Source organism: Helicobacter sp. WB40 (assembly GCF_027859275.1).
GTDB classification, from domain to species: Bacteria; Campylobacterota; Campylobacteria; order Campylobacterales; family Helicobacteraceae; genus Helicobacter_D; species Helicobacter_D ibis.
The window spans coordinates 204,875-219,519 of sequence record NZ_JAQHXS010000001.1 but is presented as its reverse complement, the minus strand read 5'-3'; the positions used below and the strand labels follow the sequence as shown (position 1 = coordinate 219,519).

At 31.3% G+C, this 14,645-nt stretch carries 15 protein-coding genes and 1 tRNA gene; 7 read left to right on the top strand and 9 right to left on the bottom strand.

What is annotated here, in order from left to right; all coding sequences use genetic code 11:
• Positions 1-2: 2 nt before the first annotated feature.
• The 7 genes from PF022_RS01140 to PF022_RS01110 form a co-directional block, all read right to left on the bottom strand.
• Entirely contained in the window at positions 3-650 is a 648-nt protein-coding gene (locus PF022_RS01140; protein ID WP_271021109.1) for a CheB methylesterase domain-containing protein, read from the bottom strand.
• Positions 650-1,483, bottom strand: coding sequence for a CheR family methyltransferase (locus tag PF022_RS01135; RefSeq protein ID WP_271021110.1), 834 nt, complete (start codon positions 1,481-1,483; stop codon positions 650-652). Before PF022_RS01135 ends, PF022_RS01140 begins: the two co-directional genes overlap by 1 nt.
• 1 nt (position 1,484) lies before the next feature.
• Positions 1,485-3,410 carry an invasion protein CiaB gene (gene ciaB / locus PF022_RS01130; RefSeq protein WP_271022500.1) on the bottom strand — a complete coding sequence of 642 codons (1,926 nt, stop codon included), beginning with the start codon at positions 3,408-3,410 and terminating at the stop codon, positions 1,485-1,487.
• The gene (locus tag PF022_RS01125) at positions 3,382-4,233 is read right to left on the bottom strand and encodes a TerB family tellurite resistance protein (protein WP_271022498.1); all 852 of its coding nucleotides are present in this window, start codon (positions 4,231-4,233) and stop codon (positions 3,382-3,384) included. The genes ciaB and PF022_RS01125 overlap by 29 nt, the downstream gene beginning before the upstream one ends.
• Positions 4,234-4,260: 27 nt before the next feature.
• On the bottom strand, positions 4,261-4,485 hold the full coding sequence (locus tag PF022_RS01120) for a heavy-metal-associated domain-containing protein (RefSeq protein ID WP_271021113.1): 225 nt from the start codon (positions 4,483-4,485) through the stop codon (positions 4,261-4,263).
• Positions 4,486-4,516: 31 nt separating this feature from the next.
• A tRNA-Ile gene (locus PF022_RS01115) sits at positions 4,517-4,593 on the bottom strand.
• Positions 4,571-5,698, bottom strand: coding sequence for an FtsW/RodA/SpoVE family cell cycle protein (locus PF022_RS01110; protein WP_271021114.1), 1,128 nt, complete (start codon positions 5,696-5,698; stop codon positions 4,571-4,573). Before PF022_RS01110 ends, PF022_RS01115 begins: the two co-directional genes overlap by 23 nt.
• A gap of 55 nt (positions 5,699-5,753) precedes the next feature.
• On the opposite strand from PF022_RS01110, the gene PF022_RS01105 reads away from it, so the two are divergent.
• The 7 genes from PF022_RS01105 to PF022_RS01075 are packed head-to-tail and all read left to right on the top strand — an operon-like array spanning position 5,754 to position 12,077.
• On the top strand, positions 5,754-6,716 hold the full coding sequence (locus PF022_RS01105) for an RluA family pseudouridine synthase (RefSeq protein ID WP_271022497.1): 963 nt from the start codon (positions 5,754-5,756) through the stop codon (positions 6,714-6,716).
• Complete coding sequence (locus tag PF022_RS01100; RefSeq protein ID WP_271021116.1) at positions 6,706-6,861, top strand: hypothetical protein; 156 nt, start codon at positions 6,706-6,708, stop codon at positions 6,859-6,861. Before PF022_RS01105 ends, PF022_RS01100 begins: the two co-directional genes overlap by 11 nt.
• 14 nt (positions 6,862-6,875) lie before the next feature.
• Positions 6,876-8,132: a fibronectin type III domain-containing protein gene (locus PF022_RS01095; protein WP_271021117.1), complete on the top strand. Its 1,257-nt coding sequence runs from the start codon at positions 6,876-6,878 to the stop codon at positions 8,130-8,132.
• The gene (gene trmB / locus PF022_RS01090) at positions 8,132-9,355 is read left to right on the top strand and encodes a tRNA (guanosine(46)-N7)-methyltransferase TrmB (RefSeq protein ID WP_271022494.1); all 1,224 of its coding nucleotides are present in this window, start codon (positions 8,132-8,134) and stop codon (positions 9,353-9,355) included. The genes PF022_RS01095 and trmB overlap by 1 nt, the downstream gene beginning before the upstream one ends.
• Entirely contained in the window at positions 9,355-10,023 is a 669-nt protein-coding gene (locus PF022_RS01085; protein WP_271021119.1) for a cell division ATP-binding protein FtsE, read from the top strand. Before trmB ends, PF022_RS01085 begins: the two co-directional genes overlap by 1 nt.
• Positions 10,010-10,816 (top strand): FtsX-like permease family protein, encoded by an 807-nt coding sequence (locus tag PF022_RS01080; RefSeq protein ID WP_271021120.1) that lies wholly within the window; start codon positions 10,010-10,012, stop codon positions 10,814-10,816. Before PF022_RS01085 ends, PF022_RS01080 begins: the two co-directional genes overlap by 14 nt.
• A 4-nt stretch (positions 10,817-10,820) precedes the next feature.
• On the top strand, positions 10,821-12,077 hold the full coding sequence (locus tag PF022_RS01075) for a murein hydrolase activator EnvC family protein (RefSeq protein WP_271021121.1): 1,257 nt from the start codon (positions 10,821-10,823) through the stop codon (positions 12,075-12,077).
• A 217-nt stretch (positions 12,078-12,294) separates the two neighbouring features.
• On the opposite strand, the gene PF022_RS01070 is transcribed toward PF022_RS01075, so the two are convergent.
• Both PF022_RS01070 and PF022_RS01065 read right to left on the bottom strand, forming a co-directional pair.
• Positions 12,295-13,317: an aspartate-semialdehyde dehydrogenase gene (locus PF022_RS01070; RefSeq protein ID WP_271022492.1), complete on the bottom strand. Its 1,023-nt coding sequence runs from the start codon at positions 13,315-13,317 to the stop codon at positions 12,295-12,297.
• A 9-nt stretch (positions 13,318-13,326) separates the two neighbouring features.
• Entirely contained in the window at positions 13,327-14,634 is a 1,308-nt protein-coding gene (locus tag PF022_RS01065) for a sigma-54-dependent transcriptional regulator (RefSeq protein ID WP_271021123.1), read from the bottom strand.
• Between the last annotated feature and the right edge of the window lie 11 nt (positions 14,635-14,645).

Sequence of the window (14,645 nt, the reverse complement as noted above, 5' to 3'; positions counted from 1 at the left end):
AGCTACTTTTTTCTTTTTAGATTCCCATGTGAGAATTGAACTATCTTTTCTGGTATATTATCCAAACTTACAATATCGCAAATAGAGCCTCTTGATATTGCTTGTTTTGGCATTCCAAAGACTATGCAACTATCTTCATCTTGTGCAATAGTATAAGAACCATTCAAAAACAACTCATGAATCCCTATGCTACCATCATCTCCCATTCCTGTCATAATGATAGCTAGTGCATTTTTACCAGCAGCATTATTTAAACTTCGAAACATAATATCCACACTTGGCTTATGCCTAGTGATTCTATCGCCATCAAGTGGTGTTGCTATATATTCTCCTGTTTTATTCTCTATTAGCATGTGTCTTCCACCTGGGGCTAGATATGCACATGATGGCTTTAGTGTCATTCTCTCTGTTACTTCTACAACTGATAGGGCAGATATATTATCAAGCCTATGTGCAAATGAAGTTGAAAACCCCTCTGGTATATGTTGAGTGATGACTATTGGTGGTAAGTTTAGTGGTAGTGCTTGTAGGATTCTAGCTATTGCATCGACTCCACCAGTGCTAGCTCCGATTCCTATTATTTTTTTACCTTCACCCCTAAAAGGTTTTGAAGCCAATAATTTATCTGGATGATATTTTTCATTTGCCATTAGCTCACCACCTTAACAAAAGTGTTTTGACCAAGTCTCTCTACCTTGCTTCCTATACCTAGTATGCTCTCACTATGACCAAGATACATCGTTCCGCCAATTTTAAGGTGTGAAAAAAGCTTACTTAATATCTTTTCTTGATCTTCAACTTTAAAATAAATAAGAACATTTCTACAAAATATAATATCAAATTCCTCTTTTGCAAATGGGTAACTAATAGAGCTTAAATTAAGCTGCTTAAATGTTATTAGCCTTTTAAGATGTGGCTTTGCTACTAGCTTAATTAAAGAACCAGCTCTCTTCTCTACGCTAAAGTAATCCTCTAAATGCAACCAATCAGGCAATGGATTTAAAAATGTATCAACTAAATATTCTCCCTTTTTAGCTACATCAAGCACAGAAGTATCAATATCAGTAGCAATCACGCTAACAGGTGTGCTAGAAGCATATACATCTTTTGCATATAACAATGTAGTTGCGATAGAATAAGGTTCTTCTCCAGTAGAACTAGCAGAACAATACACTTTTAATGGCTCACTACTTTTTAATCTGTGAGGCAAAATTCTATTTAACATATCCATAAAATGGAAATTTTCCCTAAAAAAATCAGTCTTATTTGTAGTAAATGCATTTATAAATTCTTGCTTGTTTTTTCCACTTTTGACACTTGAGAAAAATACATCAAAATCATCTATTTTTAAATCTCGCCTTAGCTTATCGAGCCTATTCTTAATAGTAGAATCCTTACTGCTAGGCAGATAAATACCAGCTATATCGTATATCAACTCTCTTGCTTTGTTTATATGAGAATCGCTAATTACATTTGTAACCATACTAGCCCTTTATGCAACTGTTTTTATAATTTTCACACCATTCTTGTGCGTTTGTATTATCCAAAACCTGCCCTATTTTCTTATATTCATTATAATAGTCATATGCAAATTCCGCCACCTCCCCCAAAATTGGCTCATAATATCCGCCATCACCGACTGCAACATATTGACTTAAAAACACATCAGCATCTTGCTTGTCAAAATATATTCTAGCTAAATCTTTATACACTTGAAGATATAGTTCTATAAGAGTATCAGTAAATTTTAAATCAATGCTTAACGCACAAGAATCTTTATTGTTAGAAAATTTATTTTTATATTTTAAAACCCCACTAGTAAATAAAATACTAAGATGTATCAAACCCTCGCAATAATAAGGTAAAACCTCTCCATTGTCCCTCCAAGCAATAAGAGAAACACTTCTAGCAATTAAACTATAAATAAGCTCCTTTAATAGTGGTCTATTTTGTCTTGTGAAATAATATGCCAACCCTCCCATGGTGGCTTTAAACTCTTCTATATTTTTGAAGTTGCCACTTTTATTCATAACCAGCTCACTATCATCGCTAACACATAAAATATGACCAAACTCATGCCCTATTGTAGAAATCTCATAAATTTTATACCACTCTTTTTCCCTAAAAAACAATAACTCTCTATTAAAGTCTAAAAATTCTCTTGGAAATGTAAGAGAAGATAAAAGCATAAAAGGTTTTGCTCTAGACATCTCTAAAATTCTATCAGGAAAATAAAATATTTTCTTTCCATGTTTTTTGCTAACAACTTCATCATTTGGTATCACTTGTGCACTAAATAGACCATTTAACTCTGAGCCAAAAAACATCATAGGCAATCCACCATAAAGTTGTGTCTTTTGTAACGAATTATTAACGCATAAATTAATTTCATCTGTATATTTCAAACCAACAAATTCTGCAAAAAAATTACTATAAAATACCCACATACTTTTAGAATTTACTTCACTATCACTAGAATCGTTCAATAAATCAATACCATTATAACACCTAGCAATTCGTAAATCCCACTCTGGTGCTACTGCTTTTCTAAAATGATCTTCATAATATTCAAATGGGTGGCATACTTGAATTGGGGTTGTTATACCAAGCCACTTAACATCAACATCTCTCCAAGATTCTAAAAGCTTTTTAGTATCTTTTTGCATTAATGCTTTTTGTAAAGCCCCAAAGTAATCTAAATATCTATCTTTTTGTTCTAACTTTGAGCATGTCTCTTTTATGTTTTTAAGCTTTAAAATTCCGGATTCTAAGCTCTGATTAATCAACTTAAATTCTTCTTTAAAGAATTCACAATAACTAACAGCTCTATATTTACCATCTATAAACATAGGCACAGAATAACTTCTGTCACTAACTTCTCCATTATCACTAATTTCTATTGAATCTTGTAAAGCTTCTAAAATACTTTGCAAATTATTGTTGTGTTTTTCTTTTAAATGTGTATTAATCCCTAAAATAAGTTCTTTTTGCCAAGAATAAAAAAACCTATTAAAACACAAACCAAGCTCATAGACAAGATTTAATAACTCACGCCAAAAATCTGTTAATAAAGCATTATCATTTATATATAGTAGTAAATTTATAAACTTATTTTTGTAATATTGTTCAGATATAAAAAACATTTCATCTTTAATTTCTTGTGGTGATTGTATGTTGTATTTATCCATTACATTATCAAGTGCAGATTCTCTAAGTGTTACCACTCTATCAATTAATGCAAACAAAACTTCATCATTTTGCGGAAGCTTATTATAAACCTTGGTCAAAAAATGTGGAATCTCGCTACTTTGCACCAATTCATAAAGTAGTTGCGTATCTTTATTACTTTTATTTAAAAATTCATAAATCTTAGCAAAATCGCTAAGAAGTTTTTTCTCCATTTCTTTCATGTTCTATCTTTTTGTGGTTTTTAATTAACTCATAAGCTTCGTTTATGTCTTGTAGTTTCTTTGTATGAGTTTCTATAATCGAGCTATCCAATTCTTTATGCTGTAGAATATCAGGGTGATTTTCTCTAACCAAACTTTTATATTTCTTTTTTATCTTTTCACTATCATCATCAATCTCTACCCCAAGAATCTTGTAAGCTTCACTCACGCTCATACTATTGGACTGATTGCTATAAAAATTAGCAAAATCATCATAAAGCTTATTAAAATCCCCATTATCTATTTCTAAAAATGCAGCTACATCCAGTATGACTTCTCTCTCACTATCACCTAAATTTCCATCTGCATAAGCCAAAGACAGCATATATTCAACAAGTTTTAGTCGTCTTTTGTATTGACCCTTTGTAAAATTCGCATAAGAGTAAGTTAGCTCTTCTAAATCCTCATAAGTATTATTAAAAATCTCATGCAAAATATCTATAATTTCTTCTCTTTGGTGCATTGCACTTTGCATTAAAATTTGATTTGCTATATCCTCTATTGTATTTTCTATCAATTCAAACTCAAGTTCACATACCCTACCATCAACATGTGCCAATTTTGAGAGAATTCCAACTATTAGTCCATATTCTCCATTTCTTATCTTTTCTTCTTTTGTTGGGGTTGCATATATATCATATTTTCTATCAAACTCATCATCATCATCTGGTGGAAATGTCGAGTTCTCAATTCTTGGTCTTTTGTGAGGATTGTATAAATAGTCCTTAAAATTCATAATTGCAAGTGCAATAATAACAATAGTTATAAGAAGGAGGATTTCCATTGTATTCCTTAAAAAATTGGAAATTAATTATTTACTAAAAAAGCCCTTTATCTTACCAAATACACTATCTGATGGCAAGAATCCTAATTCTCTTAATTGAGATTTAACTTCATCGACCAATTCATCACCAACATCAACTTCAACCATTTGAGTTTTAATATCAACTTCAACATTTTGACATTTATCTAGAAGTGCATTTTTAATTTTATCAACACAACCTTGACATTTAATATTAACACATTGAATTTTCATAACTAAGATATTCCTAAAATGATTATAAAAGTGGTGGGTCCTATAGGACTTGAACCTATGACCAATCGGTTATGAGCCGATTGCTCTAACCAGCTGAGCTAAGGACCCTTTTTGAAAAAGAAATGTGATTATACATAAATTTATATCTAAATGCAAGTATTCCTTCTAAAATTCCAAATAAAACCATAAAAGTTACAAAACTACTCCCTCCATAACTAAATAATGGTAGAGGGATTCCAACTACAGGTGCAAACCCAATAGTCATAGCAATATTAACGCCACTATACACAAACAATAAAAGTCCCGTGCTTGATGCTATAACTTTTAAAAAATAATCCTTGTCATCTGTATTATTGATACTAAAAATATGAAATATCAAAGCACCATATAACAAAAACAATCCAATGATCCCAACAAACCCGAATCTTTCTGCAAAATAAGGAAAGATAAAATCGCTAGTAGCTATGGGTAGAAACTTATATGCAGCTTGTGTTGCTTCTTCTTTTTCTTTACCAGAGATTCCACCTGAACCTATTGCTATTATTGATTGTCTAACTTGATAATCTGGATCTTTTAATACAAAATCAGCAATTCTCTTTTTTTGATAATCATGCAAATTAGCATACAAAACTGGCGAAGCTAGACCAACAGAAATCAAAATTCCAAGCCAAATTTTATAATTCACACCAATTATAAATAGTGTTCCATATCCCATAATCAATAACACCAATGCAGTTCCTAAATCTGGTTGCTTCAGTATAAAAACGAATGGCAAAAGTATAAAAAAAGATATTTTGGCAAAATCAACCAATCCATAACCATTTGGCTTTGGAGGTTTTTTCCTAACTAAATACGCAATCATAAGCATTAAAGCTGGCTTCATAGTCTCTGATGGTTGAAATGTAAAATGAACAAATGGAATCTCTATCCACCTTTGTGCTCCAAGCCTCGTATCGCCAAATAATTCAACTACAAGCAGTAAAACTATATGAATCCAATAAAACAAAATAATAAACCAAGATAACTTCCAAATATGCACAAAAAACACAGCAGTAAAAACCAATAAGCCAACAAATACATAAATTAATACTTTATTTCCCAAAAATTCGCTATTTTCATTTATCAAAAACCAAGATAAAAGTATAATTGGAGCAACCAATAAAGGTAAGGTGTAATCAAAATATGATAGAATTTTTTTATTAATCCCAAACAAAATAAACCCTTAAAATAAGCACTTAAGGCGTATTTTATCACACAAAAGTTGGCAAATGCAAGAAATTTTAGTAAATGAACACAATATACAAGATAGATTAGATATTTTTTTAAAAGAAACACTAAATATAACAAGAAACAATGCCTCTAAATTAATAAAAAACTATCAAATATCAATAAACAACACAATAATCCAAAAAGCAAGTTATGAGCTAAAAACAAACGATATTGTGCGTATTGCAGAAATTCAAATACCACAAAAAAACGAAGAAACAAAGCTTGAGATAGAAATATTATATGAAGATAGCGATATTTTAGTTATAAACAAACCAATAAATTTAATAGTGCATAAAGCGCACGAACATGATATGCAAAACTCTGTTGTAAATTGGCTTATTCAAAATAATATACAAACTTCTAGTATAGGAGATTCATATAGGCATGGAATAATACATAGACTCGATAAAACAACAAGCGGTGCGATGGTAATAGCAAAAAATAACGAATCTTACATGGCTTTAAAGGAGCAATTACAACAACGAACTATGGGTAGATTTTATTTATGCATGATAGATAATCCACTAAAAGAAAATATAACAATACAATCAAATATAATGCGACACCCAAAAAATCGACTAAAATACATAAATGCCAAAAGTGGCAAAGAAGCAAAAAGTGCATTTTACAAAATATCAAGCAAAGACAATAATGAGCTAATATGTGCAAAATTATTTACAGGAAGGACACATCAAATAAGGGTGCATTTAGCAAAGATTAATCGACATATTATTGGAGATTATTTTTATGGATATAAAGGCGAATACGACAACAGGATCTTGCTCCATTCACACACGCTATATCTAACCCACCCAAGAACCTCTGAAAATTTGCGATTTTATGCACCAATTCCAAAAGATATGCTAGAATACATACAAAGATTCACAGATTTTGGAGGCAAAGATGAAAACTTTGAAGAGTATCTTTATGATTTCATGCATAGGTTTTATAGTGGCATTTAGCGGTTGTGCTGGCAAAGAGGGTAATTTAAGCTATCAACAAAAAATACAACAATCACAAAACATGCAAGATATGCGTCCAACAAATGTGAATAATCCAGGTTTATATGCACCATATAACCACTCAGTCTCACCAGCGATGCAATAAGGTTTAACTCCAACATGAAAAATCAATATTTCAAAATACTAGCATGTGTATGTGTTGCCATTTTTTTTGGTGCATGTGGTAGCACATCTAGCATAACTAATAGCATAGATAGTGTAAATCCCTTTAAAAGTTCAGCTATAAATCCGCATATAGCCCCACCAACAGATATAAAGGTTCTAACAGATATAAACACCATAGCATTTGAATGGAATTTAGTCCCTCAACCAGAAATAAAAGGTTATTATATATATCGCAAACTACCAACAGAACAAGACTTTAAAAGAGTAGCAAATATAAAAAGTAGATTCACAACACATTATTCGGATAATGGCTTGTCGCCAGATACGGAATATTTATATCAATTTGTCTCATATGATCAAAATGGCAATGTGTCTGCAAATTCAGACATAATAACAACAAAGACACAATTCATAGAGCCAGTAGAATACATAGAAGCAATAGGTAACTATCCAAGAAAAATTAAAATAATTTGGAGTCCCCATAAAGATCCAAGAGTAACGGGTTATTTATTAGAAAAACGCACCAATAATGGAGAATGGAAAGAGCTAACAAAGATAAATGATAGATTATTGGTTGAATACCTAGACAAAGATTTACAAGATGGGCAAAGCAATGAATATAGAATTGCTGCATTTAATATCAATAAAAGCTTATCCCTACCTACGATGAGCGTAGTAGCCACAACCAAACAAAAACCAGCTCCAGTTACAAACTTCCGTGCTACAAATAACATAGCAAATCAAATTCAACTAACATGGACACCAAGCTCTAGCAATGAAGTAGTAAGCTACACTATACTTAGAAGCGGTATTTTTGGTACTTATTCAAAATTGGTAAGCTTAGATTCTTCAACTACAACTTATGTTGATTCTGTAGATGATGTTGGAAAGGAATATCAATACAAGATAATAGCATATAACAAAGATGGTATAGATAGCATAGAGGCAGGTCCAGTAACAGGTAGAAGCCTATCAAAGCCAAATCCTCCAACAATAACATACGCACAAATAGAGGGTAATGCTGTAGTTATCAGATGGGACCCAAATGAACCAAGGGCTAGAGAATATGTAGTATACAAAGAATCTAGCATTTTTAGTGAAATTCTAAGATATAACAAAGTGCTAACTCCAGAATTTATCGATAGAGAGATACGCCCAGGAGAGCAGTATACTTACAGCGTAGGCACACTTGATGAACATGGCATAGAATCAGATAGAAGCAAAAAAGTAAATCTAGAATTACCAAAATAATGCCACATTTTAAAACCAAAACTTTTATTCAACCCACTTTTCCATTGCAAGATTCTTGCAGTGGAGATAGTTTTATATTCGTAGATAGATATTACTCATCACTATATCCCAAACTATCAATAATACTAACCAAATATCAATCCACAAACCAAAAACAAACTCAAGAATTTTTAATAGAAGTAAAAGAAAAAGAAAATCAAACCCTAATAAAATGCAACAAAGAAAGTAAAATAGCACCAATTGAAATTCCAAAAAATGCACTAAGAATCCTAAGTAAAAACCAACAAGTAATTTCACATAATCTAAACCCACAAAATATAACATCTGATTTAAAACTACCGTTTATCCAAACGATAAATAATTTTATAGATTTTGATAGTTTCCTAAAAACAAATAATTTGCAAAATAAACAAATATGGTTAGAAATAGGATTTGGCAGTGGCAGGAATCTTCTATACAATGCGCAACATAACAAAGACATATTACATATAGGAATTGAGATTCATACCCCATCACTAGAGCAAGTAGCACGACAAATAGGATTGTTAAATTTAAACAACATCTACATACTCTCATATGATGCAAGAATCTTTTTAGAACTACTACCTTCAAATAACATAAATAGAATCCTAGTTCATTTCCCAATTCCATGGGATAAGAGCCCTCATAGAAGAATCTTTAGCAATACATTCTTAAAAGAGGCAAACAGAGTATTAAAACAAAATGGAACACTTGAGCTAAGAACAGATAGTGAAGAATACTTTTTATATGCAAAAAGTATAGCAAACAAAGAAGAATGGTTAATACACGAATCTTGCAATAAAGATTCAAACATAATAAGCAAATACGAAGCAAGATGGAAAAAAATGCAAAAAAATATATATGATTTAATTCTAACTGCAAAGATAAATAGCGACTTCAAAAACTCGCAGTATGATTTTTCTTTTAAAGATATAAATTTTATTTCAGATACGCTAAATAGCCATGGCTTTAAAAGGTGCAAAATTATAAAAGATGGCTATTTTGTAAGCATAGAAGATTTATTTATATCAAAATTTAATGATAAAATATTAAAAGTATCTTTCGGTGATTTTAATTACCCAGAAAATCGATACATAATTATAGATAATGAAATTAGGTATCTAAAATCACAACCATTACCTACTAATATAAACCAAAAATGCCATAATATATTATGCGACTTACTTTTTAAGGAGAGATAGTGGAAGCCATAATAAAAGCAGAAAACATAAATTTAGGCTACAAAAACGACATAATAATAAAAAATGCATCATTTAATATTTTTTCTAGAGAATTTGTTTTTATAAGTGGTCCAAGCGGTAGTGGCAAGAGCACACTAATGCGTTCTATATATGGTGATTTAGCACTAAAGAGTGGTTCATTAGAAGTATGTGGTGTAGAAATGTATAAAATAAGCAAGAAAAATATAGAAACACTAAGAAAACATCTAGGCATTATCTTCCAAGATTATAAATTAATAAAAGATTTTAATGTAGAAAAAAATGTAATGCTACCTATGATTATAGGAGGATTCACAAAGGAATCTTGTCAAGCACAAACAGATAGACTACTAGCACATATAAAGCTATCGCACAAAGGCAACAAATATCCACAAGAACTAAGTGGTGGAGAACAACAAAGAGTAGCGATGGCTAGAGCATTATCACACAATCCACTTCTAATCTTAGCAGATGAACCAACGGGAAATTTAGATGATTATTCAAGTGAAGTTATTTGGAGCTTATTAAAGGGTGTAAATGAGCAACTTGGAATAACAGTTGTAGTAGTAACACACAGAATCCCAGAGACACTTGGTATAAACTATCGACATTTACACATAGAAGAAGGAGCTATATATGAACTCTCTTAAAAATCACCTAGCTCTTATAATTCCTCTTGTAGCATTATTATTTGCATTAGAAAGCATATTGCTTGTAAATAAGACTTTAGATGAATATGAAAGCAAATTAGGTAAAAACTATGCAATAATAATAGCCTCCTCACAAGAATTAAATATAGATGAAATAAAAAATAAAATATCAGAGGCAAATACACTTACACAAATAGATTCTAAAATCATACTAGACAGGCTTGGGAACAATATAAGCCAAGCCAATTTGGTTATGCTAAAAAACTCATTACCATTTTTTTATTCTCTAAATCTAAACAAATATCCAAGTTCAGCTAGATTAGAAGTCATAAATAAAGCTCTAGATTCATTTGAAAAAATCACAAGAATAGAGACATTTGCCAAAAGTCATAGCCAAGTATATCAGTTATTATTAATAATAAATGGAAGCGTTATTATATTTTCTTGCTTTATTGCCTTAATTAGCCTACTATTGATGTTTAAACAAATAGAAATTTGGAAATTCCAACATTTAGAAAGAATGGAAATAATGACACTTCTTGGAGCACCCTTATGGATGAGATCACAAATTTTGTTCAAACTTGCTTGTATTGATACGATAATTGCCACAATAATCGTAGGTTGCGGTCTTTTTTATATATCAAAAAACCCAACTTTACTAATCTTTATGCAAGAGTTAGGAATCGATACTGAAATCTTTACTCCAATTAGCGATAGCATTACACTATTACTAGTCGGATTTGCAGTATCTTTGATATCTGTATGGATTGTTAGTTTGCAAAACAAGGATTAATGGCATGATTTTGCGTATTGTATGTTGTGTGTTTATAGGGCTAATTATAGGATTGCATGCTAATATAGACCAAAAAATAAACAAAAACAAAGATGCACTACAAGAGAAAAAACAACAAGAATCTCAAATAAATAAAAAACTAGAAGAAATAGGCAAAAAAGTAAATAAACAAAAAGATGAAACAAATGCACTGCAAAAAGTAATAGAAGAAAGTGAAAAAAACATCACAAAAAACCAAAAAGAATATGATGAAAAAAGTAAGCTCATAAAAACCCTATCAAGCAGTCAAGAAGATTTGTTTAAAAAGAGAAAACAAATAGAGCAAGAAATAATAGACCTTGTAATAAAAGATGTGTCTTTTACGATTTTGCTAAATGATTTCAAACCAGAATCTATACAAGACCTAATCACCGAAGAGAGCTTTAAAATCCTAAACAAAAACACAAAAGATAACATAATAAATCTAAGCGAAGAACAAAAGAAGGTGGTTACAACCCTGCAAAACTTGCAACAAGACATTGATAATTTAAAAAAATTTATAGATTCAGAAAATAAGAAAAAAGAACATCTAAAAGCACTAAGAGACAAAGAAATAAAGCTTCTATCAAGCTATGAAAACGAGATGAAAAAATATAATAATGAGCTACAAACAATAGTAAAAGAGAGAGATTCAATACAAGAAATACTGGTTAATCTAAACATATTAAAGAGCCAAGAACTAGAAAAACAAAAGAAAAAGGAAGAATTAGCCAAAAAAGAAACAATAGTTCCAAAAGAAGCTCCAAAGACACAAGAACCAACAAAACAAGTGCCAAAAAATGACTTTGATGTAAGGCAAGTAGCTAGTTCATATCACAATATAAGCACTACAAAATACAAGGGTAGCAAAACCATACCCCCACTTGATAACTACGAAATAGAAAAGAGATTCGGACCATATTATGATCCAGTATATAAAATGAAAGTATTTAACGAATCTATAACAATAACCCCAAAAGGAGATGATAAAGTAAAAAGTGTCTTAGATGGCAAAGTGGTGTTTGCCAAAGATACGCCAATACTAAAAAGAGTGGTAATAATAGAACATAAAAACAACATGCACACAATCTATGCTCAACTTGATAAAATAGCTCCCACAATAAAGCCAGGTAGCAATGTAAAAAAGGGATATACAATAGGTAGAGTGGATAAATCATTAAAATTTGAAGTAACTCTAAAAGACAAGCATATAGATCCACTAGAGTTAATTACAAGTAAATAAATCTAGACTACTACAAAATAATGCATAATTACAATGAGATAGATTGCTTCTATCAAAAACAAAAAAATAAAAAAAGAATATTATAAAAGTCAAAATATATTAATCACACAGAATCTAACAAACAATAAAAAATAGAAACAAAGGAATTATAAAGTATATTAACAAATAAAAGCACCAAAGGCACTTTTATAGAATCCTAAGACATTTAAACTTATAGCTAATTTAACTTAATCCATTTTTCTGCGATTCTAACTGCATTTGTAGCTGCACCTATTCTTATTTGATCAGCAACACACCACAAGTGCAAAATCCTCTTATCATAATTATCGCTTCTTATCCTGCCCACAAAAGTAGTATTTGTATCTGTTGCTATTGTAGGCATCGGATATTCTTTATCCTTTGGATTATCTAGCACAACAACAGATTCTGCACCCTTTAGTATCTCTCTTGCTTTTTTTGCACTTACTTCATTTTTAAATCTTATCGTAATTGATTCACTATGACTACGCAAAACAGGAACCCTAACACATGTTGCACTAACTTCAAAACTGCTATGCATTATTTTATTGGTTTCATTTACCATTTTCATCTCTTCTTTTGTATAGTCATTATCTAAAAACACATCAATATGAGGAATTACATTCAAAGCTATCCTATGTGGAAATACCTTAGGTTCGACACTATCAAGGCTAAAATCAAAAAATTTCTGCATTTGTAAGACTAGCTCTTCCATACCCTTTTTACCTGCACCAGATACAGCTTGATAAGTGCTTACATCAACCCTCTCAATTTCAAATGCATTATGCAATGGTGCTAATACTTGAACCATTTGAATTGTCGAGCAATTTGGGTTTGCAATAATCCCAGTTTTATTCCACAAAGAAATATCATTCGCATTTACCTCAGGCACAACCAATGGAACATCTTTATCCATTCTAAAATGGCTTGTATTATCAATTACCACAGCTCCAGCCTTTGCAGCACTTGGTGCAAACTCTGCACTAACACTCCCACCAGCTGAAAAAAATGCAATATCTACATTTTCTTTTTCAAACACATCATGCGTTAGCTCTTGGACTAGAAACTTCTCACCAAATGCCTCAATTTCTTTGCCAACACTATTCTTACTAGCTAGTGGAACTAATTTATTATAAGGAAAATTAACCTCTTCTAAGATTCTAAAAATTTCTTCTCCAACCGCCCCAGTAGCACCAACAACTGCAATATTATACTTTTCCACAATCAACTCCTATAATTTGATATTATATTTTTTAATTTTTGATAACAAAACCTCTTTCTTCATTCCTAATATTTCGCACGCCTCATCTACATCAGAATTACTACTTTTTAAAGCTTCATAGATTAATTCTTCTTCTAAATTTGCTATTTTTTTCTTTCCTCCACTCTCTCTTGAGCTCAAAAACAAATCTTCTGGCATGATTGTATCATCCTCACACAAAATAGCAGCTCTCTCTACAACAGATAGCAACTCTCTAATATTACCAGGCCAATTATAAGATAACAACTGCTCTTTTGCACCCTCCCCCCAAGTCTTTTTGCCAACCCCATATTGATTATCAACTTGCTCTAATTTCCACTCACAAAGCGGTATTATCTCTTCAACTCTTTCTCTTAGAGGTGGTATATTTACAGGAACAGTCTGTAACCTAAAAAATAAATCCTCCCTAAACTCACCTGCTTTTATCTTTTTTTGTATATCAGCATTTGTTGCTGCTATGAATCTTATATCTATCTTTATAGGTTTTGAGCTTCCAAGTCTTACTACTTCTTTTTCTTGTAGCACCCTTAATAATTTTGCTTGTAGTCCTATTGGCATTTCACCTATTTCATCTAAAAATATACTACCTCCATTTGCAGATTCAAACTTTCCTGCTCTGCCCTCCGTTGCATCAGTAAATGCACCCTTTTCATATCCAAAAAGTTCAGATTCTAATAGATTTTCAGGAATCGCTGCCATATTAATTGCAACAAATGGTGCATTAGCTCTAGGCGAATTATTATGCACATAATTTGCAAAAAGCTCCTTACCAACTCCACTCTCCCCAAGCAATAAAATAGAAGCATCGGTTTTAGCTGCTTTATTAACTAGTTTCAATGCTCCTTCTAATGCTGGTGAAGTAGCTATGAAGCTTTTATTTTCAGCTACTTTATTTATCTTTTGTTTTTTTATGCTTTTAGATAATACTTCTCTTTCTTTTTTGGCTCTATAAATTGCCTCTACTAGAGTTTCAATCTCAAAGGGTTTAGTTAGAAAATCCTTAACTCCAAGCCTAATTGAATCTATTGCTTTATTTAGAGTTGCATTTCCAGTGATGATTAATGCTTCATACTTTCCATTTAGCTCACGCAAAAACTCAATCCCGTCCATTTGAGGCATATTAATATCAGTTATTATCAAGTCTATAGAATCATCAAGTTTCTTTAGAGCATCTTTAGCACTCTTAAAGCTAACTACTTCAAACTCATCATATTCGCCAAGTGCAATTTCCAATGATTTTCTCATATTAATATCATCTTCGACAATGGCTAATTTCATAGATTCTCCTT